The sequence below is a fragment of the Arthrobacter sp. AL05 genome (genome assembly GCF_029960715.1).
Taxonomy (GTDB): Bacteria; Actinomycetota; Actinomycetes; order Actinomycetales; family Micrococcaceae; genus Arthrobacter.
The window spans coordinates 118,287-140,487 of the sequence record NZ_JASBRC010000004.1 but is presented as its reverse complement, the minus strand read 5'-3'; the positions used below and the strand labels follow the sequence as shown (position 1 = coordinate 140,487).

Genomic DNA, 22,201 nt, shown 5'->3' with positions numbered 1-22,201 from the left:
TGTTGCAGCTCGATAACGAACTTTACTGGTGGTCAACTTTCCCTCCCTTTGCCTGGTTTTGGGTTTACGCTTCATCCCATGTGAGACGAACCACACTGCCGCTGGGGGAGTGCGGACGTCTGACCGGTGCCTCGGGCGCCGATCACCACCACACCTATAACAAGGAGGCGGAATGCGCTTCGGTCGTATTTCCAAAGCAGTGGGCGTGGCAGCAGCTGCTGCGCTGGCACTCAGTGCCTGCGCCGGCAACAGCGGCGGGACAACCCCCACCAGTGCTGCGGCTGGAGGCCAGCAGGGCGGCTCTGTTGCTGTTGCCGAAACCAACGGCTTCAGCAGCTTCAACTCCGGAACGGCGGATGGCAACTCCGACGTGAACGGACACGTCGGTTACGCCACCCACTCCAGCTTCATTTACATCGACGACAAACTGAACATCGTCAAAAACGAAAAGTTCGGCAAGTACGAGAAACTCTCCGACAATCCGTTGACTGTCAAGTACACCGTCAACGAAGGGGTGAAGTGGTCGGATGGCACGCAGGTGAGCGCCGCCGATCTTCTGCTTTCCTGGGCCTCAGGTTCCGGATACTACGACGACGCCGATGCTGAAGCCAAGACAGGCACCACCTATTTCAAGACGGCGGCCGATACTTCCGGGTTGAACCTGACGGACTTCCCCGAGCTCGGGAGTGACGGGCGGAGCCTGACGCTCAAGTATTCCAAGCCATTTTCCGATTGGGAACTGGCGTACAGCTTCCCGGGTAACGGCGGCGTCGATATTCCCGCCCATGTAGTGGCCAAGCAAGCGGGCCTGAAAGACGCACAGGCCCTGGTGGATCTGCTCAAGGGTCTTAAGCGCGGGGACAGCAAGTCACCGCAGCCGGTCAACGAGGGCTTGAAGGCCGTCGCTGATTTCTGGAGCACCGGGTTTGAGTCGAAGACGCTGCCCAGCGACCCGAGCCTGTACCTCTCCAACGGTCCCTACATCATCAAATCCGTGGTGCCGGAACAGTCAGTCACCCTGGTCCGCAACAAGGATTACAACTGGGGCCCCGCTCCGAAGCTGGACGAAATCGTGGTCCGGACCATCGGCGCTGCCCCGGCCCAGGTGCAGGCACTGAAAAACGGCGAAGTGGACATTATCAATCCGCAGGCTTCAGCGGACACCGTGGACCAGATCAAGGCCCTCAGCGGGGTCAACCTGCTCTTGGGCAACCAGCTCTCCTACGATCACCTTGACCTGAACTTCTCCGGCCCCCTGGCGGAGAAGAGCGTTCGCGAAGCGTTTTTGAAGACAGTTCCGCGCAAGGACATTGTGGACAAGATCATCAAGAAGATCGATCCGCAGGCCAAGCCGCTCGACTCGCAGATCTTTGTGCCGGCCCAGGCCGCCTACGCTGACTCGGCTGCCAAGAACGGGTCGTCGATGTACCAGGATGTCGATATTGACGGTGCCAAAAAGCTCCTTAACGGTGCTACGCCGGAGATCCGCATCATGTACAACAAGGACAACCCCAACCGGGTGGATGCTTATTCGCTGATCCGTGAGTCCGCCACGAAGGCAGGATTCAAGATTGTCGACGGCGGCCTCGGAAAAGCGGACTGGAGCTCAAGCCTTGGCGACGGCTCTTATGATGCGACCATCTTCGGGTGGATCAACTCCGGTGTTGGTGTCTCGGGGACTCCCCAGATCTTCAAAACCGGAGGTGGATCGAACTTCAACTTGTTCTCTGATCCCGAAGCCGACAAAGCCATGGACGAATTGATCGTCACCACGGATAAATCGAAGCAGGATGAGCTTCAGACCAAAATTGACGCGGCCATCTGGAAGTCCGCGTATGGCGTTCCGCTGTTCCAGTCACCGGATGTCAAGGCATCCTCTGACCAGATCACCGGGGTGACCGCAATGCCGAACCAGACCGGCGTCTGGTGGAATGTCTGGGACTGGTCCCGGAAGTAATCCAACGCTGAGCGAACAAATCGCCTAGCAGGGGCGCCGGGGCCGAGTTTTATGGCCCCGGCGCCTTCTGACTACCCACCGGCACTTTGCCGGCTCCACTGGCATTTGAAGGCCGGGGCACGGCGCGATTCTGCGATTGGCCCGGACTGACCCGGACCTGGATCCTGAGGCTTATACATAATGGTGACCTATATCGTCAGACGGCTGGTCACGGCCGCACTGATTCTTCTGGGAGCGTCCTTTCTCGTTTATCTCCTGACAGCGTCCTCAGGTGATCCGCTGGCTGATCTGCGGGCCAGCAACGCCCCCAACAAGCAGCAGTTGATGAACGCCCGCACGGAGTTGCTGGACCTCGACACCCCTGCCCCTGTCAGGTATTTCAAATGGCTGGCCGGTGCCGCCCAGTGCCTCGTTCCTTTTGCCGGTTCCTGCGACTTGGGCAAAAGCGTTTCGGGTCAACCCATTACCGAAGCCCTCGGCATAGCACTCGTCCAGACGCTGACACTTGTCACCGGAGCGACCATCCTGGCCATCCTGATCGGTATCACGCTGGGCATCATTACGGCACTTCGGCAGTACAGTGCGCTCGACTACGGTGTGACCTTTATGGCCTTCCTGTTCTTTTCCCTGCCGATCTTCTGGGTAGCGGTGCTCCTGAAGGAGTACGGCGCGATCGGCTTCAACGACTTCCTGCGAAACCCCGAAATACCGATCCCCACAGCCTTGGGGATCGGCGCCGTCGCCGGCGTGATCGTTGCGGTCGCCGTCGGAGGGGAGCTGCGGCGCAGGCTCGTGACGGGCGGCACCGTTTTTGTGGCTGTTACTCTCGTCCTCATCTATTTTTCCGCCACAGAATGGTTCAAGACGCCGGGGCTGGGGCCTGTTGTGATCGCGGTCGCCGGGGCCGGCATCGCAGTTGCTGTGACGGTGCTGGTTTCGGGCCTGCGGAACCGCCGGGCCCTGCGGGCAGCACTGCTTGTGGTGGCGCTGGGCGTCATCTCCTACTTCGCCGTGCAACCGCTGCTCGACCAGGCAACGGCGCTGATGATCGCCCTGTTGGCTCTCGCCACGGTCCTGGTAGGCGTCGCCGTCGGCTATTTTATGGGCGGATACGACCGCGGACAGTCAATGCGGGCGGCGGGTATCACCGCGTTCCTGGTGGGAGCGCTTGTGGTGTTGGACCGCTTTATGCAGGCGTGGCCCAGTTACTTCAGCAACAGTCGGGTCAGGGGGCGCCCGATCGCCACGATCGGCGCCGGTACCCCAAATATCGAAGGGGACTTCTGGGTGCTCAGCCTTGACACCTTCACCCACCTGATTTTGCCGACCGTGGCGTTGATCCTCGTGTCACTGGCCAGCTACACCCGCTTTACCCGGTCCTCGATGCTCGAAATCATGAACATGGATTACATCCGCACCGCGCGGGCCAAGGGGCTCTCTGAACGGTCCGTGATTATGGGGCACGCGTTCCGCAATGCATTGATTCCGATTGCCACAATTGTCGCTTTCGATATTGGCGCGCTGATCGGCGGCGCCGTCATCACGGAGAGTGTGTTCTCCGTCAGGGGCATGGGATTCCTTTTTCTGGACGGAATTACCCACATCGACCCGAACCCGGTGATGGGCGTTTTTGTCTGCGTCGCTGTGACCGCCATGGTCTTCAACCTAATTGCGGACCTGGCGTATTCCGCACTCGATCCGCGCGTGAGGATAAAAGCATGAGCCAGCCAACGCAAGAGGAACAGATCCTGGCACAGCAGGCTCTTCGCGACCAGGAAACAGCGTCGTCCGAGCCTGAACCGTCTGGACTCAGCCAGGGACAGATTGTCCGGAAGAGGTTTTTCGGTCACACCGGCGCGCTCCTCGGGCTGGCCGTATTTGCGCTGATTTTCATCTTGTCTTTCTCCTCCGTTGGTGTCGCGGGAATACCCGGCTGGTGGAAGTACAACCACCTGGATGTCTCCCCGCTGGTGAACGACGGCGCTCCAACCGCTGGTCTGTGGCCTCCTGCCTGGGGGGAACACCCGTTCGGGCAGGATCGAATCGGCCGGGACTTGTTTGCCATGACGATGCGCGGGGCGCAGCAGTCCATCACCATCATGGTCCTGATCGGCTTGATCGCCGGGATTCTAGGCGCCGTGATCGGCGGCCTTTCCGGCTACTTCCGGGGCTGGGTAGAAGCGGTACTAATGCGCATCACGGATGTCATTATCATCATTCCCGTCCTGCTGCTCGCCGCTGTCGTCGCCCAGATTGCCGGGCGCCGGGACGAAGGAAGTTTGTTTTCCGCCTTTGCGAACTCCAACGGGATCCTCGTACTGGGCGTCTTCCTCGGCCTGGTTAGCTGGGTCGGGCTGGCTCGTCTGGTCCGCGGGGAGTTTCTGACCCTCCGTGAGCGCGAGTTCGTCGATGCGGCGCGGATCTCCGGGGCGTCCAACGGCAGGATCATCTTCAAGCACATCCTGCCCAACGCCATCGGGGTGCTGATCGTCAACGTTACCCTGACCATGTCAGCCGCCATCTTGCTGGAGACTGCCCTGAGCTACCTCGGCGTCGGCGTCAAAGCTCCGGACACCTCGCTGGGCCTGCTCATTTCGCAAAATCAGGAGGCTTTTGCCACCCGGCCGTGGCTCTTCTGGTTCCCGGGCCTGTTTATCGTGCTGATCTGCCTCAGCATCAACTTCATCGGCGACGGCTTGCGCGACGCGTTCGATCCGCGCCAGAGGAAGTTCAACGCCAGGAAAGCGGCCGACACCACTGTGGATCCCGTTCCGGTGACGGCATTTGACGAAACCAAGGGCCACTAGACCATGGTCCCGTTCCGGTCCCGGAGGCCGGGCAACCCGCTAGGACCCGGCGACAGCCCAGTAGCTGGCCGTCAGGAGCAGCACGTCGACGCCGACAGCCGGCCAGCGGTATGTCACGTTTGCCGGTGTGGTGGCGGCGTCCCCGGCCGCGAGCCGGCCGGACTCGACCAGCTCATCCCAGCGTGCTCGCACGAGCCGGGCGGCCTGACCGGAATCGGTGCTCCTGAGATCCCCCGGCCGGACGGACCGGCCGGGACCGTACGTTGTTCCCGGGAGCCCGCGCAGATCTTCCGGGCGGGCGTTCCGGCCGCCCCAGATCCCTGGCGCCGGTGCGGCCCAGGAGGTGTAGCTTCTCTTGGCCGTGACGAGGGTCAGTGCGAAACGGGTGTCCACATGCACCAGGGCCGCCCACGGCACCACGATGGTGCGGAACGGGTTTTCCAATCTGATCCCGGCATTGTCGACCACGACGGCGGGCCGCCAGAACAGCTGCCAGCCAAGAAAAGCGACCAGGACCAGCGGGGCGATACCGGCCAGGGCGCCGGGCCCCCCGGAGGCCACGGCAACGACGATGCCGGCGGCGGCCACCATCCAGGCCAGCAGCGCAAACCACTTGTTGGTGCGGGCTTTGAAGATTTCGACTTTACCGGCATACGGCGCAGAGCTCATGCTCCCCATAATTCAGCACTCCGGGCCCCAGCACTAATTTTTGGTGACCCCGGCGCCCGTGCGGAAGGAAGGCTCCATCATGACTGACTTCATCACCCTCGGCCCGGCCGCTGATCCGGCACCAGGCCAAGGGGTGCCCGTCCTGGAAGTCCGCGGCCTGAGTGTCGACTTTGGCGTGGACAAAAAGTGGGTTCCGGCAGCGATCGGGCTGAACTATGAGGTGCGTGCCGGCGAAGTACTGGCCATCGTGGGGGAATCCGGCTCCGGTAAGAGCGCCAGTTCAATGGCGTTGCTCGGCCTGCTGCCCGATAACAGCCGCGTGACCGGAAGCGTAAAGCTTGCCGGGAAGGAACTCCTCGGGATCAGCGAGTCGAACATCCGGTCGGTTCGGGGCAAGGACGTTGCCGTGATCTTCCAGGAGCCCATGACGGCACTGAATCCGGTCTATACCGTCGGCGCCCAGATCGTTGAGACGGTGAGGCTTCACAGCGAAGTATCACCCGACGAAGCCCGGCTGCGGGCGCTGCGTATGCTTGAACTTGTGGAGCTGCCGGATCCGGAAAAGGCGTTCCGGTCGTACCCCCACCAGCTCTCCGGCGGCCAGCGCCAGCGCGCCATGATCGCCCAGTCGCTCTCCTGCGACCCAAAGCTGCTGATCGCCGATGAGCCCACTACTGCCCTGGACGTGACGGTGCAGGCAGAAATCCTGGACCTGATGCGTAATCTGCGCAACAAGCTGGACAGCGCCATCGTCCTGATCACCCACGATATGGGTGTGGTGGCCGACCTGGCTGACCGGATCGCCGTGATGCGCGGGGGAGTGATCGTGGAAACAGGCACAGCCGCCGAGATCTTCCATAACCCGCAGCACCCGTACACCAAGGCACTGCTGGCCGCCGTCCCGCACCTCGGCCAGGGCGGCGCAGACACCACCGGGGCGGTGGACGTCACCGCAGCGCTCGCCGCCGCCACCCATACTGAGCTCACTTCCGGGCCGGAAGAGCAGCGCCGGCAACGCGAGCACAACAACGCGGCTGCCCTGGCCGCCGCGGAAGCCATCAAACCCCAGGCCGAGCCCGTGCTGGAGCTCACTGGCGTGGCCATCGAATACCCCAAACAGGGCCGGGTGCCGGCATTCCGTGCGGTAGAGGGCGCCAGCCTGGTGATCTATCCGGGCCAGGTCGTCGGGCTGGTGGGGGAGTCCGGCTCCGGGAAAACCACCATCGGCCGCGCCGCCGTCGGGCTGTTGCCGGTGGCTGCCGGCACCATGAAGGTTGTTGGCCAGGACATTTCTGCCGCCAAGCGCAACGGGCGGCAGCTTCACGAGATGCGTCGGCACGTTGGCATGGTGTTCCAGGATCCGTCGTCGTCGCTGAACCCGAGGCTTCCGATCGGCGAGAGTATTGGCGAGCCGATGTTCCTTGCCGGGGTGGCGAAGGGCGCCGGGCTGCAGCAGCGGATCGAGGCGCTGCTTGACCAGGTGGAACTCCCGAGGAACTACCGCAACCGCTATCCGCACGAGCTCTCCGGCGGCCAGAAGCAGCGCGTTGGCATCGCGCGGGCGCTCTCGCTCAAGCCGAAACTGATGGTCGCCGACGAACCGACGTCTGCACTTGACGTCTCCGTCCAGGCCAAGGTGCTCGAGCTCTTCCAGGCCCTGCAGCAGGAGCTTGGCTTTGCCTGTCTTTTTGTCACCCACGACCTCGCCGTCGTCGACGTGCTCGCGGACCGGATCTGCGTGATGCAGCGCGGCCGTATTGTCGAACAGGGCACCCGGGACCAGATCCTGCGGAACCCGCAGGAATCCTACACCCAGCGGCTCCTGGCCGCAGTTCCGCTGCCGGATCCGGAAAAACAGCGGGAACGCCGCGAGCTGCGGGCCCAGTTGCTGGCAGCTGAACAGAGTTAATCGACGATAACTAAGATCGCCCGGCGCCGAATAGTACCAGCCAGTAGCGTGTGACTTGAAATACCTGGCGCGTGACGGTAGAAGTCACGCTTTTGTTGTGTCACGGTTTGGCAACAGAGTTCCATCATCTGGACAGTGTGGGGTTAGGCTAGTGCCATATGTAGCCCACGTCACAGGATATTTCTGTGCCTGGGCCGCGGGGAAACACAAGTTTTCCCTCAAGAACTCCCACAACTCATAGGAGGCGGAATGCGTTTTTCGCGCACTTCCAAAGCACTGGGCATGGTGGCCATCGCCGCCCTCGCCCTGACCGGATGCGGCGGCAGCACTACCGCTGGCGGCGGCACCACTGGCGGCGATACCAGCAAGGTCATCATGGCCGATGGCTCGGAGCCCCAGCGCCCGCTGATGCCGGCCGACACGAACGAAGTCGGCGGCGGAAAGGTCATCGACATGATCTTCGCCGGGCTGGTCAGCTACGACCCCAGCGGCAAGCCGGTCAACGAACTCGCCGAGTCCATTGAAGGCAAGGACGGCCAGAACTTCACGATCAAGATCAAAAAGGACCAGAAGTTCACCAACGGCGAGGCCATCACGGCCAAGTCCTTTGTTGACTCCTGGAACTTCGGTGCAGCCGCCAAGAACGCCCAGCTCAGCGGAGGCTTCTTCGAAAGCATCAAGGGCTACGACGAGGCCAGCGCTGAAGGCTCGACGGTTGAGACCATGTCCGGGCTGAAGGTCGTTGACGACCAGACGTTCACCGTGGAACTGAAGCAGCCCGAGTCGGACTGGCCGCTGCGTCTTGGCTACACTGCGTTTGTGCCGGTTCCTTCCGGCGCCCTCGCGGACCCTAAGGGCTTCGGCGAGAAGCCGGTCGGCAACGGTCCCTACAAGCTGGCCGACGGCGGCTGGCAGCACAACGTGCAGATCCAGCTTGTGCCGAACCCGGACTACAACGGTCCGCGGAAAGCCAAGAACGCCGGCGTGACGTTCAAGATCTACCAGAACGACGATGCTGCCTACCAGGACCTGCTGGGGAACAACCTGGACATCCTCCAGACCATCCCCACCAGCGCCCTGTTGAACTTCAAGTCGGACCTCGGCGACCGCACCATCAACAAGCCGTACGCCGGTAACCAGACCATCGCCATCCCGGAGTACCTGCCGGAGTGGAGCGGCGAGGCCGGCAAGCTGCGCCGCCAGGCCATTTCCATGGCCATCAACCGCGAAGAGATCACCAAGGTGATCTTCAACGAAGCCCGCCAGCCGGCCAAGGACTTCACGGCTCCGGTGCTGGACGGCTACAGCGACTCCATCCCGGGTTCCGACGTCCTGAAGTTTGACGCCAACAAGGCCAAGGAAACCTGGGCCAAGGCCGACGCCATCCAGAAGTGGGATGCCAACCAGACCTTCACGATTGCCTACAACGCCGACAAGGGCGGACACAAGGCATGGGTCGAGGCTCTGGTCAACCAGGTCAAGAACACCCTGGGCATCAAGATCGAAGGCAAGCCCTACGCCACCTTCAAGGAAGTCCGCAACGACGCCACCGCCGGAACCCTGACCGGTGCGATCCGCGCCGGCTGGCAGGCCGACTACCCGTCGCTGTACAACTTCCTCGGCCCGATCTACAAGACCGGCGCAGGCTCCAACGATGCCCGCTACAACAACACGAAGTTTGACCAGGCCATCTCCGACGGCCTCAAGTCAGCCACGGTTGCCGACGGCAACAAGGCCATGAACAAGGCCCAGGAGATCCTGCTTCAGGACCTCCCGGCGATCCCGCTCTGGTACCAGGTCGCCCAGGGCGGCTGGAGCGACAAGGTCACCAACGTTGACTACGGCTGGGACGGCGTCCCGCTGTACTACGCGATTACCGGCAAGTAAATCTGATCGACGGCGGGGGATGCCTGGAAAGGCACCTCCGCCGTCGTTCTGCTTCCACAACTTTCTCTCCTGACGGCGCGGCTCCCGGGCGCAGCCATTCGTGGCCCCGGCAACGGACGACACTGCCGCCCTCATGTATTCATAGTGAAAAGGTTCTTCGATGAACAACTCCACAGCATTCCTGAACGGGATGCCCGCTGACGGGGGTGTACTCCGCTAATGGCGACGTATGTTCTCAAGCGATTTCTGCAGCTGATCCCGGTTTTCCTCGGAGCGACCCTCCTGGTCTACTTCCTGGTCTTCAGCCTTCCCGGCGACCCGATCGTCGCCCTCTTCGGTGACAAGCCGGTCAACGAGTCCGTGGCAGCCCAGCTGCGGGCCCAGTACAACCTGGACCAGCCCTTCTGGATCCAGTATTTCCTGTACCTCAAGAGCATCCTCACGTTCGACCTCGGCATGGACTTCTCCGGCCGGCCGATCGCCACCGTGCTCGGCGAGGTCTTCCCCGTTACAGCCCGGCTTGCCGTGATGGCCCTCATTTTCGAAGCTGTCTTCGGCATCGCCTTCGGCCTGCTGGCCGGCCTGCGCAAAGGCAAGCTTTTTGACGCAACGGTGCTCGTCGCTTCCCTGATCGTGATCGGCATTCCGATCTTCGTCCTGGGCTTCCTGATGCAGTTCTTCATCGGTGTCCAGCTGGGCTGGGCCAAACCCACTGTCAGCTCCGCCGCCACCGTCCAGGACCTGATCCTGCCGGCCATCGTGCTGGGCTTGGGTTCCTTTGCCTACGTCCTCCGGCTGACCCGGACCAGCGTGATCGAGAACATGAGCGCGGACTACGTCCGGACAGCCACCGCCAAGGGCCTGTCCCGCGGCCGGGTCGTTCGTGTGCACATCCTGCGCAACTCGCTGATCCCGGTGATCACCTTCCTGGGTGCTGATCTTGGCGCGCTGATGGGCGGCGCGATCGTGACTGAGGGAATCTTCAACGTTCCCGGCGTCGGAAACCGGCTCTACCGGGCCGTCACAACCGGTGAGGGTCCGACGGTGGTCTCGATCGTCACCGTCCTGGTCCTGATCTACGTTGTGTCCAACCTGCTCGTTGACCTGCTCTACGCCTGGCTTGACCCGAGGATCCGCTATGACTCCTGAGAACACCGTTCCCGCTGCCCGGAAGCCGCAGCCCGGCCGCGAGGCTGAACACTTCGTCGCAGACCTCGACGAGACCCCGCTCCAGGTCACCGACAAGGTCAAGGACGAGAATGCGCCGCTGAGCCTCTGGGGGGAGGCCTGGAAAAACCTCCGCCGCCAGCCGCTGTTCCTGATTTCCGCGTTCCTGATAGTTGTTGTTGTCCTGGTCAGCGTCTTCCCGGGGCTGTTTTCCCCGATCAATCCGCAGTCGGAGCCCTGCCAGTTGGCGAACTCCAACGGTGGTACCTCTGCAGGCCACCCGCTCGGGTTCACCCGGCAGGGCTGCGACGTGTATGCCCGCGTGATCTACGGGACCCAGTCCTCGGTGATCGTGGGGCTGTTCACCACCATCGGCGTGCTTGTCATTGGCGGCGTTATGGGCGCGTTGGCCGGCTATTACGGCGGCTGGGTGGACGCTATTCTGGCGCGCATCAATGACATCTTCTTTGCCCTTCCGCTGATCCTCGGCGCCATCGTACTGACCCAGTTGCCCGTTTTCCGGGCCAACCGGAACGTCTGGTCCCTGGTGGTAATCCTGGTGATCTTCGGCTGGCCGCAGATCGCCCGAATCACCCGCGGTGCCGTGATCGAGGTCCGGAACGCGGACTTCGTGACGGCTGCGCGGTCGCTGGGCGTTTCCCGGTTCCGCTCGCTCCTGCGCCACGTGATGCCCAACGCGCTCGCCCCCATCATCGTGGTGGCCACGATCTCGCTTGGCACCTTCATCGTGGCCGAATCCACGCTGTCCTTCCTTGGCATCGGGCTGCCGCCGAGCGTTATGTCCTGGGGTAACGACATCCAGTCGGCGCAGTCATCGCTGCGCTCCAACCCCATGCCGTTGCTCTACCCGGCCATCGCCCTGTCCATAACCGTCCTGAGCTTCATCATGCTGGGCGATGCCCTCCGTGATGCCTTGGATCCGAAAGCGCGCAAGCGATGAAAGGGGACGCCATGAACGCCTCTGTCGAAATTCACGAAGCGGAGACCGTTGTGCGGCCGCTGCTGGAAATCCGCGACCTGGCCATCACCTTCGCGACCAGCAACGGTGACGTCAATGCGGTCCGGAACGCGCACCTCACCGTGATGCCCGGCGAGACTGTCGCCATCGTCGGTGAGTCAGGCTCCGGCAAGTCGACGACTGCGCTGGCCGCCATCGGGCTCCTGCCCTCCAACGGCCGGGTCTCGGCCGGGCAGATCCTTTTCGACGGCGAGGATATTTCCAACGCCAGCGAGAAGCGGATGATCAAACTGCGTGGCAGCAGCATCGGCATGGTCCCGCAGGACCCGATGTCCAACCTGAACCCGGTCTGGAAGATCGGTTTCCAGGTCCGTGAGACACTCAAGGCCAACGGCCTGCCCAGCGGTCCGGACGACGTCGCGAAGGTCCTGTCCGAGGCGGGGCTGCCCGACGCGGCGCGGCGGGCCAAGCAGTACCCGCACGAGTTCTCCGGCGGCATGCGCCAGCGTGCGCTGATCGCGATCGGCCTGTCCTGCCAGCCGCGGCTGCTCATCGCCGATGAGCCGACGTCGGCCCTGGACGTGACCGTGCAGCGCCAGATCCTGGACCACCTGGACAAGATGACCACCGAACTCGGAACGGCCGTTCTGCTCATCACCCACGACCTGGGCCTCGCCGCCGAACGCGCCGACAAGGTCGTGGTGATGTACCGCGGCCAGGTCGTGGAATCCGGGCCTTCCCTGGAGCTGCTGCAGAACCCGCAGCACCCGTACACCCAGCGGCTGGTCGCCTCGGCGCCGTCGCTGGCGTCACGGCGTATCCAGGTCGCGAAAGAACTGGGTGTCGAAAGCGCTGACGTCCTGTCGCCCGCAACGGACGTTGTGGTGGAGCCGGCCATGACTGAGGAAGTCCTCAGGATTGAAAACCTGACAAAGGTCTTCAAACTGCGCTCCGGCTTCGGCAAGTCGACGGACTTCGCCGCCGTCGACGATGTCTCCTTCAGCGTCAGGCGCGGAACCACAACGGCAATTGTGGGGGAGTCGGGTTCCGGCAAGTCCACGGTGGCGCAGATGGTGCTGAACCTGCTGCAGCCCACGGCGGGGAAGATCATCTTCGACGGCGTGGACACCTCCACGCTGAACAGCAAGGAAATCTTCGCCTTCCGCCGGCGGGTACAGCCGATCTTCCAAGACCCCTACGGATCCCTGGACCCGATGTACAACATCTTCCGGACCATTGAGGAGCCGCTGCGGACCCACAAGATCGGGGACAAAGCCAGCCGCGAAAAGAAGGTCCGGGAGTTGCTGGATCAGGTGGCACTGCCGCAGTCCACCATGCAGCGGTATCCGAACGAGCTCTCCGGCGGGCAGCGTCAACGCGTGGCGATCGCGCGTGCCCTGGCGCTGGACCCCGAGGTGATCATCTGCGACGAGGCTGTCTCGGCCCTCGACGTCCTGGTGCAGGCCCAGGTGCTGAACCTGCTCGCGGAACTGCAGTCACGGTTGGGTCTGACCTACCTCTTCATTACCCACGACCTCGCTGTGGTGCGGCAGATCGCGGACCACGTCTGCGTCATGGAGAAGGGCAGGCTGGTCGAGACCGGCTCCACGGATGAGGTCTTCGACGCGCCGCAGCAGGACTACACAAAGGCACTGCTCAACGCCATCCCGGGTGCGCGGCTGATGCTGCCTCCGGAAGTGGCATGAGCTGATTGACCGAAGCACACGGCAGGAGCCGGTGTCCGCCTGCGGGGCGGACACCGGCTCCTGCCGCTTAATGCCTGCGTTCTTAGCGGCCGGCGGCGGATTCGGTCGAACCGGATTCCGCCTGCCCGGAGCCGGCGGACACGGACCCCGCCTGCCCGGAGCCAGCGGACACGGACCCCGCTGGCCTGAACCCCAGGTCGTCCAGCCGGCCGGCCAGCAGAAGACCCAGTGCCGTGTGCCCTGCGGGGTTCATGTGGACTCCGTCGGCCATGGAATTGGTGAGGTTGTAACGCGTCAACCAGTCGCCGACGCCCACAAAGGGGATTGAATTCCTGGCCGCCACAGTGCCCAGCAGCGTGTTGACTTCGCTGCGGCGTCCTCCGCCGTTGGCCGTCCCACGGGCGAGGGTCCCCACCATGGCCAGCCGTGCGTCGGGGTAGCGTTGCCGGATGCTGGCGATCAGCCGCTCGGCGTTGGCGGAAATCTGCGCATCGCTTGCCCCGCGGGAGGCATCATTGCCGCCGCCTTCGATCACAACAAGAGGCGGTGAGCCGTAGGGCAGCAGCCAGTCACCGTGCTGCAGGGCGTCGATGTAGTTACCAGTCGCTCCGTTGGATGCGACAAAGCCGGTGCCCCCGCGGCCGCAGAAATGGACCTCGTATCCCAGGCTGGCCAGTGCTCTCCGGGGCCAGGACGATGTGGGTTCGGACTGTGAATCACCAATCAGCACCGCGGTCCGGGAGATGTCCGCCACGACCATCTCATTGCGGCCGCTGGCCGGATTCCGGAAGACGGTTCCGGGCCGCAGGCTGCCCGGAATTGCCGATTGGGCATTCCGGACGGAAGGGCCAGTGACGGCTTCCGCACCGGGGCTGGCGGTCGTGGCGGGGGGAATCTGCCCGCAGCCTCCCACCAAGACGCCTGCGGCGATTATCGGGGCAACCAAGCGGGACAGGGCCGGGGCGATGCGCATTTGATGTCTCCGAGCTGGCTGCTGCTGTCAGAGCAAGCATGGGGCATCAGGGACGGAAAAGCCAGTGACTTTACTCACAGTCAACGCTCGATTTCCCGTGGTGCCTGACCCGGCCTTCCGACCGGAATGAGGGTTTTTAGGCCAATAAATGCCCAAGCGTTTAGAATGGAAGAAGGTGCCCTGTGCCAAAGGGGCGCATCCGTCGTGCGTTCCGGTTGGAAATGTCGCGATACAACAGCTGACTTCACCACTGAATCGAGCAATTACGCATGTCTGAAACCACCACCAACACCGCGGTAGCCACTGCATCGCGCAGTGACCTGCGCAACGTCGCGATCGTGGCCCACGTTGACCACGGCAAGACCACTCTGGTCGACGCCATGCTCAAGCAGACCAACTCCTTTGCCGCACACAACCACCTCGAAGACCGTGTGATGGACTCCGGTGACCTCGAGCGCGAAAAGGGCATCACCATCCTGGCCAAGAACACCACGGTGGCCTACAACGGACCGTCCTCCAACGGCGAGACCATCACCATCAACGTCATCGACACCCCCGGCCACGCCGACTTCGGTGGCGAGGTTGAGCGCGGCCTGTCGATGGTTGACGGCGTCGTCCTCCTCGTTGACGCTTCTGAAGGCCCGCTGCCGCAGACCCGCTTCGTCCTGCGCAAGGCGCTCGCGGCCCACCTGCCCGTGATCCTCCTGGTCAACAAGACCGACCGTCCTGACGCACGGATCGAAGAAGTTGTCCACGAATCCATGGACCTCCTCCTGGGCCTGGCCTCAGACCTCGCCGACGAAGTTCCGGACCTGGACCTGGACAAGATCCTCAACGTCCCCGTTGTCTACGCCGCTGCCAAGGTTGGCCGCGCCTCCCTCGAACAGCCCGCAGACGGTTCGGCTCCCGAGAACGAAGACCTCGAGCCGCTGTTCAAGGCCATCATTGAGCACATTCCGGCGCCGACGTACAACCCGAACGGTGTCCTCCAGGCGCACGTCACCAACCTGGATGCCTCCCCGTTCCTGGGCCGCCTGGCACTGCTGCGTATCTACAACGGCACCCTGCGCAAGGGCCAGACCGTTGCGTGGGCCCGCGCGAACGGTGAAATGAAGAACGTCAAGATCACCGAGCTGCTGGCCACCAAGGCCCTGGACCGTGTCCCGACCGAGTCCGCCGGCCCCGGCGAGATCGTCGCCGTCGCCGGCATCGAGGAGATCACCATCGGTGAGACCCTGACCGACGTGGACAACCCGCAGCCGCTGCCGCTGATCACTGTTGACGATCCGGCCATCTCCATGACCATCGGTATCAACACCTCGCCGCTGGCCGGCCGGGTCAAGGGCGCCAAGGTCACGGCCCGCCAGGTCAAGGACCGTCTGGACAAGGAACTGATCGGTAACGTCTCCATCAAGGTGCTCCCGACCGAGCGCCCGGACGCCTGGGAAGTCCAGGGCCGTGGTGAGCTCGCCTTGGCCATCCTGGTTGAGCAGATGCGCCGCGAAGGCTTCGAACTGACCGTCGGCAAGCCGCAGGTGGTCACGAAGACCGTCGACGGCAAGGTGCACGAGCCGATGGAGCACATGACCATCGACGTGCCGGAAGAGTACCTCGGCGCCGTCACCCAGCTCATGGCCGCCCGTAAGGGCCGCATGACGAACATGGCGAACCACGGCACCGGCTGGTGCCGGATGGAATTCATCGTTCCGGCCCGTGGCCTGATCGGCTTCCGTACCAAGTTCCTCACTGACACCCGAGGCGCCGGCATCGCGGCGTCCATCTCCGAGGGCTACGAGCCTTGGGCCGGTCCGATCGAGTACCGCACCAACGGTTCGATGATCGCTGACCGCGCAGGTGTTGTTACACCGTTCGCCATGATCAACCTGCAGGAACGCGGATCATTCTTCGTCCGCCCCACCTCCGAGGTTTACGAAGGCCAGATCGTCGGCGAGAACTCCCGGGCCGACGACATGGACGTCAACATCACCAAGGAAAAGAAGCTCACCAACATGCGTGCGGCTTCCTCCGACACCTTCGAGAACCTGACGCCGCCGCGCGACCTGACCCTCGAAGAGTCCCTCGAATTCGCCCGCGAAGACGAGTGTGTCGAGGTGACGCCGGAATCCATCCGTATCCGGAAACTCATCCTGGACGTCAACCAGCGCGCCAAGTCCAACCGGGCACGCGCGAAGGTCTAGTCACAGCGCCCGTCGCTGTCACGAAGGATGGTTTGTGAATAATGGAGCTGCCGGCATGGCAGGCGGTATTGCCGCCGCCGTGCCGGCAGCTCTTTTTGTTGCCCTCGCGGGCACCGCGCTGCATGGGCAGGACATCCTGGTGGGCGGCGTCGAGGTGCCGTGGGGCGCGGTTGCGGCGCTGGTCCTGCTTGGCGCCGTCGAGCTGTGGCTCAGCGCCAGGTTTCGTTCCGCCCTTCCGACGGCGGTCTGCGGAGTCATCTGCTACGCGCTGACGGGCTGGTGGTCCACCCTGGAGAACGGCAGGCGGCTGATCATTGGCGACCTGGCCGGCAGCCTCTGGATCTACGGCATCGCGGTGGTCACCGTCGGCATGCTGGTGTGGGGTCTGCGCTACCGGCGCATCCAGGGGTAGGCCCGCTGCTCGGCACCCTCTCGCCCGTCGGACATGCCCATTCTTCGGTGCCCTTCTGCGGCGGACATGCCCATTCTTCGGTGCCACGCGTGCGCATGAGGGCACTATATCCATCCGTCGTCCGCGGCGGCGGACATGCTCATCCTTCGGTACCCCTTGGGCACCCCTTCGGCTGCGGACATGCTCATTCTTGACCGCAGAACAAGTTCGGCAATTGCCCGGAACGCTTGACCCGTTCTTTTGCACATGGCGTTGAACGGCACTGTTCCGACCGTTCGCTCGGGTGCCACGCTTTTTTTATGGTCACTGCCATAGATGTTCTGGCAAAATACGACGGCGTCGCCCGCGCCAAACACCTCGCTGCCGCCGGTGTCTCGAGCTTTCAGCTCGAGTCTGCGCTCGGCTCGGGTGCCGTATCCCGGGTGGCCCGCGGCGTTTACGCGCTTACCACCGCCGATGCCCGGCTTATCGCCATTCGGTCGCTGCCGGCCGAGCCTGCGTGTGCAACGGCCGCGCAGTTCCATGGTCTGTGGGTTCTTAAGACGCCAGTGCTTCCTCATGTCGCGGTTCCCCATAGCCGCAGCTACTCCGGTTTCGTATGCCACCGGTCCGCTGCGCCGCCCACTTTGGTGGACACTGTCGTTCAAAGCCTGCGATGCCTGCCGGACCTTGACGGCCTGGTGATTGCGGAGTCGGCCGTCGCCCTCAAAGGCGTACCGCTGTCCGGGCTGCGGCTCAGGCTGAGTGGCCGAAACGATGAGAGGGAGCGCCGAATCGTGTCCGCCATCGTCCCGCAGTCGCAGTCCATCATCGAATGCATGGCCCGGTACTGGCTGCGGAGCGCCGGATTCCATGTCGAGTCCCAGGTCAATATCCCCGGAATGGGTCATATCGATCTTATGGTGGACGGCAAGCTTGGCATTGAGACGGACGGCGCTGGCTTCCACATGGACCGGACAAGCTTCGAGGAGGACCGGCGTCGGTGGAACGTGATGACCCGGCGGGGCATACCGATCCTTGTCGTCAGCTATTCGTTACTCCTGAACCGGCCCGAGGAATTCATCGGCATGGTTCGGGACGCGTTGAACAGGTCGTCCGTCGCCGCCTAGCAATGGACATGCCCTGCCTGGGGAATTGTGCGGGCCAAGTGCGGTCGGGTTAGCGGAGGACATGTGCACTTTTCGCGGGCCGAACCGGTGGGCATGTCCACTGGAGGCGGCGCGTCGTGGGCATAGTGGTGATATGTCCAGTGGCCACGGTCACGGGAGGGCATGTCCGGTTGGGGTCCGGCGCGGCGGTGCAGGGGGGACCTCTTTGGCGGCCACCACCAACCGAAAGGGGATCACGTCGTCGGAACGGCGGGTCCGGACGGTGCACGCGTCGTCGTCGCGCGCAATGAGCTCGCCCAGGGCATCTGTGAATCCGCCCTCAATCCGGTATCGGACCACCACCCGGGTGCCGGGCTCGGCGGTGGCCAGGAACTCTTGGGGCGAAGGCATCGGTGAACTCACTTGTTCATCCTAGGGTGGCTTGATTCAATCGGACGGGCCCGTGTGACGCCCGGCTAGGTTCGCGGGAACCGGCTGGGAGATAATAGGCTCAGAAGTCAGCAGCCCGGCGCTCAGGCCGGGAGCAGTAATCCGGCAGCCGCCGGAACCAACGTGGAGAGGCCAGGGACGTGACCTACGTAATCGCGCAGCCGTGTGTAGATGTCAAGGACAAGGCATGTATTGAAGAATGCCCAGTCGATTGCATCTATGAAGGTGAACGCTCCCTGTACATCCACCCCGATGAGTGCGTGGACTGTGGTGCCTGCGAGCCGGTCTGCCCCGTCGAAGCCATCTATTATGAGGACGACACTCCCGAGGAGTGGGCGGACTACTACAAGGCCAACGTCGAATTCTTTGATGAGCTGGGGTCCCCGGGCGGGGCCGCAAAGGTCGGAAATACCCACACGGACCACCCGATGATCGCTGTCCTGCCTCCGCAGAACCAAGAGAACTAAGGCGGTTCCCGGTGGCACCTGCGCTGCGAAACTTCGGTCTCAGCCTGCCCGACTATCCGTGGGAGGCCATGGCACCGTATCTGGCCAGGGCCGCAGAACACCCCGGGGGAGTCGCCAACCTGTCCATCGGAACCCCGGTGGACACCACTCCCGAGGTGGTGCAGGAAGCACTGCGTGCAGCCTCAAACGCTCCCGGCTACCCGACAGTCCACGGCACCGCAGAGCTCCGGGAAGCCATCGCGGCATGGTTCGAACGCCGACGCGGCGTCCCCGGCCTGGATCCACAGGACATTATGCCCACGGTGGGCTCCAAGGAACTCGTGGCCTGGCTCCCGCTCCTGCTCGGCCTGAAGCCGGGCGACGTCGTTGTCCGACCCACAGTCGCCTACCCCACCTACGATATCGGTGCCACATTTACCGGGGCAGAGCACGTCCCGGCCGACGACCTCGATCAACTCGATGCCGGAACCCGGGCACGGGTGCGCTTGGTCTGGGTCAACTCGCCGGCGAACCCCACCGGCAGCGTCCGCGATGCCGAATCACTGCGCCGCATCGTACGCCAGGCCCGCGAACTCGGCGCCGTCGTCGCCTCGGACGAGTGCTACGCCGAACTCGGCTGGGGCGAATGGGACGTTCAGCGCGGGGGCTCCCCGGTCCCCAGTATCCTGGATCCCCAGGTTGCGGAGGGCTCCCATGAGGGACTCCTGGCTGTGTACTCGCTGAGCAAACAGTCCAACCTGGCCGGATACCGCGCGGCTTTTGTGGCTGGCGACCCCGCCATCGTGGCGAACTTGGTCAACAGCCGCAAGCACGCCGGGATGATCGTTCCGTACCCGGTCCAAGAAGCCATGCGCGTCGCCCTCGGCGACGACGTCCATGTGCAGGCGCAAAAGGACCTTTATCGCGGCCGCCGTGAACGCATTGTGCCAGCACTGGAACGGTTTGGGCTGGCGATTCACGAGTCCCGGGCAGGTCTCTACCTCTGGGCGACCGCCGGAGAGGCCACCTGGGAGACCGTCGGCCGTCTCGCTGACCGCGGAATCGTAGTGGGACCGGGCGTGTTTTACGGTGACGCGGGCAACGGATTTATCCGGGTTGCGCTGACGGCAAGTGACGAACGGATCGACGCGGCGGCCGCCCGTTTGGCCGTGGGGCCGTAGGAATGCTGTGACACGTGCCACATCCGGTGCGTTTAGGTCGGTCCCTGGTGGCCTTGGATTAGTGCCACCCGGGATCTGCCGGTAGTTTTTAACTGACTATCAATGGTGGCTTTCCACAAGAAGGCAGCGCAGCCGTTGGAATCCGTGGCTAAAACAGGTTCCGTGGGCAGCTTCACCAGAAGTTGGACCAGCTTTCTACAGGGGCCCCGAGGCCTCAGAGGAGACTCCATGACTGAGACCACCAGCGCAACCCTGCGGCACGCCGGCGGAGAGCTTGAACTCCCGCGCATCCAGGTTGTAGAAGGAAACGAAGGCTACGACGTTTCCAAGCTGCTGAAGCAGACCGGTGCCGTTGCATTTGACCCCGGCTTTATGAACACTGCGGCAACCACCTCCGCCATCACCTACATCGATGGTGATGCCGGAATCCTGCGCTACCGCGGCTACCCGATCGAACAGCTCGCCAAGCACTCCAGCTTCCTGGAAGTTTCCTTCCTGCTGATCTACGGCAACCTGCCGACCCCCACTGAGCTGGAAGCCTTTGACCAGCGGATCCGCCACCACACCCTGCTCCACGAGGAGCTCAAGGGCTTCTTCAGCGGCTTCCCGCGTGATGCCCACCCGATGCCGGTACTGTCCTCCGCGGTGTCCGCACTTTCCACGTTCTACCAGGACTCGCTGGATCCTTTTAATGCCGAGCAGGTGGAGGTCTCTACCTACCGGCTGCTGGCCAAGATGCCGGTTATTGCCGCGTACGCCCTGAAGAAGAGCATCGGCCAGCCAATGCTCTACCCGGACAACTCGCACAACCTAGTGGAGAACTTCCTGCGATTGAGCTTCGGCTTGCCCGCCGAGCAGTACGAGGTGGACCCGGTCGTCGCCAAGGCACTGGACCTGCTCCTGATCCTGCATGCGGACCACGAGCAGAACTGCTCGACGTCAACGGTCCGGCTCGTTGGTTCCTCCAACGCCAACCTCTTCGCCTCCGTCTCCGCAGGCATCAACGCCCTCTTCGGCCCTGCCCACGGCGGCGCCAACGAGGCCGTACTGAAGATGCTCCGCCAGATCCAGGCCGACGGCACCAAGCCCGAGGACTACATGGAGAAGGTCAAGAACAAGGAGGACGGCGTCCGGCTGATGGGCTTCGGACACCGTGTGTACAAGAACTACGACCCCCGGGCCAAGATCGTGAAGGCGACGGCGCACGAGATCCTCACGAAGCTCGGCGGCAACGACGAACTCCTCGAGATCGCCCTGCGCCTGGAAGAGAAGGCGTTGAATGACGACTACTTCATCCAGCGCAAGCTCTACCCGAATGTGGACTTCTACACCGGCCTGATCTACAAGGCCATGGGTTTCCCCGAGAAGATGTTCACCGTGCTCTTCGCGATCGGCCGTCTGCCGGGCTGGATCGCCCAGTGGCGTGAAATGATCAGTGACCCCAACACCAAGATCGGCCGTCCGCGGCAGCTCTACATCGGCGAGCCGGAGCGCAACTACCCCTCCGTGTAATGCACTCAAGAAGTACGACGCCGGCCGCTCACCCCACGAGGTGAGCGGCCGGCGTCGTATATATCTCTCCTCGGGATGGTGCCCATGGGTCCGGTGGTGACCATTTGCCGAGGTGGGACGCCGGTTGCCGGTGCGCCCCGGCGTCGTGCGGGCACATTCGTGCTAAAAAGGAATAATGCCCAAATTTGTCGACGCCGCAATCCGGCGCCAGGAAGTTGTCGAAGCGGTCTTCCGGATTGTCGCAGCCGATGGACTTGAACGGGCGTCGCTGCGCGAAGTCGCAGACGAGGCCGAACTGGCTGTCGGATCCGTCCGCCATTACTTCGCCAGCAGCGACGAACTTTTGGCCCATTCGTTCGGAGTGGTTGTGGACCGGGTCGTCGGCAGGCTGGAGTCCGCCGACGAGCGCCTCGCCGGGACCCGGCCCGGGACCCCGGAACACCATCGGGGCGTGTTAACCCTGCTGGGCGAGTTCCTTCCGCTCGACGAGGAACGCGCTGTCGACGCCTGCGTCTGGATGGCTTTTAAGAACGCAGCGCGGACCAAGCCTTTCCTCGCCGCGGAGGCAGACCGGAGCCACCGGGCCGTCGCCGCGATCGTCGGACGGCTCGTGATGGATCTTTCGTCCGCGGCCGGAACCGACGCCAGCCAGGACGAGCAGCGTTTGGTCACCGAAGCTGAGCGGCTGCTGGCCACCCTCGACGGCCTCACCATGCACGCGTTATTGCAGCCCGAATGGATGACCGCGCAGGTATGCAGCGACGTGCTGGAGGCCCATCTCACCGGACTGGGCAGCCACCCCGGCAGCCATTAACCTGGGCTGACGCGAGGAATACACTGGAGTCGTACGTCGTGCCAAG

18 protein-coding genes are annotated in these 22,201 nt (G+C 63.4%); 15 read left to right on the top strand and 3 right to left on the bottom strand.

All coding sequences use genetic code 11. The features are described 5' to 3' along the window. The first annotated feature begins 172 nt into the window (after positions 1–172). From QK287_RS06970 to QK287_RS06960, 3 genes are all read left to right on the top strand, one after another. Positions 173–1,957 (top strand): ABC transporter family substrate-binding protein, encoded by a 1,785-nt coding sequence (locus QK287_RS06970; protein ID WP_282359657.1) that lies wholly within the window; start codon positions 173–175, stop codon positions 1,955–1,957. 180 nt (positions 1,958–2,137) lie between these two features. Continuing rightward, positions 2,138–3,679 (top strand): ABC transporter permease, encoded by a 1,542-nt coding sequence (locus tag QK287_RS06965; protein WP_226776081.1) that lies wholly within the window; start codon positions 2,138–2,140, stop codon positions 3,677–3,679. Next, positions 3,676–4,764, top strand: a complete 1,089-nt coding sequence (locus tag QK287_RS06960; protein WP_226776082.1) for an ABC transporter permease — start codon at positions 3,676–3,678, stop codon at positions 4,762–4,764. The genes QK287_RS06965 and QK287_RS06960 overlap by 4 nt, the downstream gene beginning before the upstream one ends. A 39-nt stretch (positions 4,765–4,803) precedes the next feature. Here QK287_RS06960 and QK287_RS06955 read toward each other — a convergent pair whose 3' ends face one another. After that, positions 4,804–5,433, bottom strand: a complete 630-nt coding sequence (locus QK287_RS06955) for a PH domain-containing protein (protein ID WP_282359656.1) — start codon at positions 5,431–5,433, stop codon at positions 4,804–4,806. A 79-nt stretch (positions 5,434–5,512) separates the two neighbouring features. Here QK287_RS06955 and QK287_RS06950 point away from each other — a divergent pair, with 79 nt between their 5' ends. The 5 genes from QK287_RS06950 to QK287_RS06930 all read left to right on the top strand — a co-directional run bounded on the left by QK287_RS06950 (position 5,513) and on the right by QK287_RS06930 (position 13,081). Then, positions 5,513–7,342, top strand: a complete 1,830-nt coding sequence (locus QK287_RS06950; protein ID WP_282359655.1) for an ABC transporter ATP-binding protein — start codon at positions 5,513–5,515, stop codon at positions 7,340–7,342. Between the two features lie 249 nt (positions 7,343–7,591). Then, entirely contained in the window at positions 7,592–9,229 is a 1,638-nt protein-coding gene (locus tag QK287_RS06945; RefSeq protein WP_282359654.1) for an ABC transporter substrate-binding protein, read from the top strand. 219 nt (positions 9,230–9,448) lie between these two features. Then, positions 9,449–10,378 (top strand): ABC transporter permease, encoded by a 930-nt coding sequence (locus QK287_RS06940; RefSeq protein ID WP_226776086.1) that lies wholly within the window; start codon positions 9,449–9,451, stop codon positions 10,376–10,378. Further along, positions 10,368–11,357, top strand: coding sequence for an ABC transporter permease (locus tag QK287_RS06935; protein WP_282359653.1), 990 nt, complete (start codon positions 10,368–10,370; stop codon positions 11,355–11,357). Before QK287_RS06940 ends, QK287_RS06935 begins: the two co-directional genes overlap by 11 nt. 11 nt (positions 11,358–11,368) lie before the next feature. Continuing rightward, positions 11,369–13,081, top strand: coding sequence for an ABC transporter ATP-binding protein (locus QK287_RS06930; protein ID WP_282359652.1), 1,713 nt, complete (start codon positions 11,369–11,371; stop codon positions 13,079–13,081). Positions 13,082–13,163: 82 nt separating this feature from the next. Here the strand turns inward: QK287_RS06930 and QK287_RS06925 are convergent, their stop codons facing one another. Continuing rightward, positions 13,164–14,054 carry an SGNH/GDSL hydrolase family protein gene (locus tag QK287_RS06925; protein WP_282359651.1) on the bottom strand — a complete coding sequence of 297 codons (891 nt, stop codon included), beginning with the start codon at positions 14,052–14,054 and terminating at the stop codon, positions 13,164–13,166. A 269-nt stretch (positions 14,055–14,323) separates the two neighbouring features. Here QK287_RS06925 and typA point away from each other — a divergent pair, with 269 nt between their 5' ends. The 3 genes from typA to QK287_RS06910 all read left to right on the top strand — a co-directional run bounded on the left by typA (position 14,324) and on the right by QK287_RS06910 (position 17,773). Beyond that, a complete protein-coding gene (gene typA / locus QK287_RS06920; protein WP_226776090.1) occupies positions 14,324–16,252 on the top strand; it encodes a translational GTPase TypA in 1,929 nt (642 codons plus the stop codon). 34 nt (positions 16,253–16,286) lie between these two features. After that, positions 16,287–16,664, top strand: a complete 378-nt coding sequence (locus QK287_RS06915) for a hypothetical protein (protein WP_226776091.1) — start codon at positions 16,287–16,289, stop codon at positions 16,662–16,664. 299 nt (positions 16,665–16,963) lie between these two features. Beyond that, entirely contained in the window at positions 16,964–17,773 is an 810-nt protein-coding gene (locus tag QK287_RS06910; RefSeq protein ID WP_226776092.1) for a type IV toxin-antitoxin system AbiEi family antitoxin domain-containing protein, read from the top strand. Positions 17,774–17,923: 150 nt separating this feature from the next. On the opposite strand, the gene QK287_RS06905 is transcribed toward QK287_RS06910, so the two are convergent. Then, the gene (locus tag QK287_RS06905; RefSeq protein ID WP_226776093.1) at positions 17,924–18,175 is read right to left on the bottom strand and encodes a hypothetical protein; all 252 of its coding nucleotides are present in this window, start codon (positions 18,173–18,175) and stop codon (positions 17,924–17,926) included. A 167-nt stretch (positions 18,176–18,342) separates the two neighbouring features. Between QK287_RS06905 and fdxA the strand changes: the two genes are divergently transcribed. From fdxA to QK287_RS06885, 4 genes are all read left to right on the top strand, one after another. Further along, positions 18,343–18,669: a ferredoxin gene (fdxA, locus tag QK287_RS06900; RefSeq protein WP_226776094.1), complete on the top strand. Its 327-nt coding sequence runs from the start codon at positions 18,343–18,345 to the stop codon at positions 18,667–18,669. An 11-nt stretch (positions 18,670–18,680) separates the two neighbouring features. Beyond that, positions 18,681–19,829, top strand: coding sequence for a succinyldiaminopimelate transaminase (dapC, locus tag QK287_RS06895; protein ID WP_226776095.1), 1,149 nt, complete (start codon positions 18,681–18,683; stop codon positions 19,827–19,829). A 228-nt stretch (positions 19,830–20,057) separates the two neighbouring features. Beyond that, complete coding sequence (locus tag QK287_RS06890; RefSeq protein ID WP_226776096.1) at positions 20,058–21,341, top strand: citrate synthase; 1,284 nt, start codon at positions 20,058–20,060, stop codon at positions 21,339–21,341. A gap of 175 nt (positions 21,342–21,516) precedes the next feature. After that, positions 21,517–22,155, top strand: coding sequence for a TetR family transcriptional regulator C-terminal domain-containing protein (locus tag QK287_RS06885; protein WP_226776097.1), 639 nt, complete (start codon positions 21,517–21,519; stop codon positions 22,153–22,155). Positions 22,156–22,201 lie beyond the last annotated feature (46 nt).

Bases quoted from the DNA above. Each gene is read 5' to 3' on its own strand.
- QK287_RS06970 (WP_282359657.1), top strand. From the start codon at position 173: ATGCGCTTCGGTCGTATTTCCAAAGCAGTGGGCGTGGCAGCAGCTGCT.
- QK287_RS06965 (WP_226776081.1), top strand. From the start codon at position 2,138: ATGGTGACCTATATCGTCAGACGGCTGGTCACGGCCGCACTGATTCTT.
- QK287_RS06960 (WP_226776082.1), top strand. From the start codon at position 3,676: ATGAGCCAGCCAACGCAAGAGGAACAGATCCTGGCACAGCAGGCTCTT.
- QK287_RS06955 (WP_282359656.1), bottom strand. From the start codon at position 5,433: ATGAGCTCTGCGCCGTATGCCGGTAAAGTCGAAATCTTCAAAGCCCGC.
- QK287_RS06950 (WP_282359655.1), top strand. From the start codon at position 5,513: ATGACTGACTTCATCACCCTCGGCCCGGCCGCTGATCCGGCACCAGGC.
- QK287_RS06945 (WP_282359654.1), top strand. From the start codon at position 7,592: ATGCGTTTTTCGCGCACTTCCAAAGCACTGGGCATGGTGGCCATCGCC.
- QK287_RS06940 (WP_226776086.1), top strand. From the start codon at position 9,449: ATGGCGACGTATGTTCTCAAGCGATTTCTGCAGCTGATCCCGGTTTTC.
- QK287_RS06935 (WP_282359653.1), top strand. From the start codon at position 10,368: ATGACTCCTGAGAACACCGTTCCCGCTGCCCGGAAGCCGCAGCCCGGC.
- QK287_RS06930 (WP_282359652.1), top strand. From the start codon at position 11,369: ATGAACGCCTCTGTCGAAATTCACGAAGCGGAGACCGTTGTGCGGCCG.
- QK287_RS06925 (WP_282359651.1), bottom strand. From the start codon at position 14,054: ATGCGCATCGCCCCGGCCCTGTCCCGCTTGGTTGCCCCGATAATCGCC.
- typA (WP_226776090.1), top strand. From the start codon at position 14,324: ATGTCTGAAACCACCACCAACACCGCGGTAGCCACTGCATCGCGCAGT.
- QK287_RS06910 (WP_226776092.1), top strand. From the start codon at position 16,964: ATGGTCACTGCCATAGATGTTCTGGCAAAATACGACGGCGTCGCCCGC.
- QK287_RS06890 (WP_226776096.1), top strand. From the start codon at position 20,058: ATGACTGAGACCACCAGCGCAACCCTGCGGCACGCCGGCGGAGAGCTT.
- QK287_RS06885 (WP_226776097.1), top strand. From the start codon at position 21,517: ATGCCCAAATTTGTCGACGCCGCAATCCGGCGCCAGGAAGTTGTCGAA.